Origin of the sequence: Chrysanthemum yellows phytoplasma (assembly GCF_000803325.1) — a bacterium.
GTDB lineage: Bacteria > Bacillota_I > Bacilli_A > Acholeplasmatales > Acholeplasmataceae > Phytoplasma > Phytoplasma asteris.
Window position 1 is genome coordinate 1 of record NZ_JSWH01000147.1, and the last position, 822, is coordinate 822.

General features: G+C 30.5%; 1 pseudogene. It reads right to left on the reverse strand.

Features of this window, described 5'->3' with window-relative positions:
• A pseudogene (locus tag OL66_RS04365) lies at positions 1–631 on the reverse strand (hypothetical protein); the annotation flags it as partial.
• Positions 632–822 lie beyond the last annotated feature (191 nt).

The following is an 822-nucleotide window of genomic DNA, read 5'->3' on the forward strand; positions in this document are numbered from 1 at the left end:
TTTCTTGGTCTTTTTGGTAGATAGTTGCTTGATATTCTTTTTCTTTTTGTTGAAAATTAGTAGTCAATTGATTGATTTCCTGTTGGAGTGCTTGTTTTTCTTGTTCAGATAAAGCTTGATTATTTATTAATTCTTTGTTTTTAGTTTCAATTAAGGTTTTTTGTTCTTGGAGTTGGTTTTGGAGTTGTTCGGTCATTTGGTTTTGTTCGTTGATTTGATTGATTAATTCATTAATTTGTTTTTCTTTTTCAGTGTTGATCTTTTTTTCTTGATGAAGGTCAGTTTCTAATTGATTAATTTTTTGATCTTGGGTAAAGATTTCGTTTTCTTTAGAACGGATTTTGTCAGTTTGTTGATTGATTTCTTTTTGGAGTGCTTGGATTTTGGCTTGTTGAGATAGTTTTTGATTATTTTCTAATTCTTCTTGTTTTTGAGTTAAATCATGTTCTAAATTAGCTTTTTGAGTTTCTAAAGCTAAACTATTAATTTTTTCTTGTTGGAGTTGAATTTCTAATAAGTTTTTGGCTTTGATGATTTCTTCAGGAGTTAGTTGTTGCGTTTCCGTTGTTTGGTTAGTTTCTTTTAATTCCTCACCAAGTGGTGGTGTTTGTTGGAGTTGTTCTTGTTGCAATAAGATAGGTTCAGTTGTTGATTCAACTGAACCATGATCAGGGATTGTTAAGGTTACCAGTTTTACTTTCTTCTTGATTTGTCTCTTCTTGATTTGTTTCTGCTTGAATTGGATTAACTATAGTTGGTAATTCATTGTTTGGTTGTTGTTGAATAGGTGGTGCTTGTAAGATTGTTGTTGGGTGATTTTCC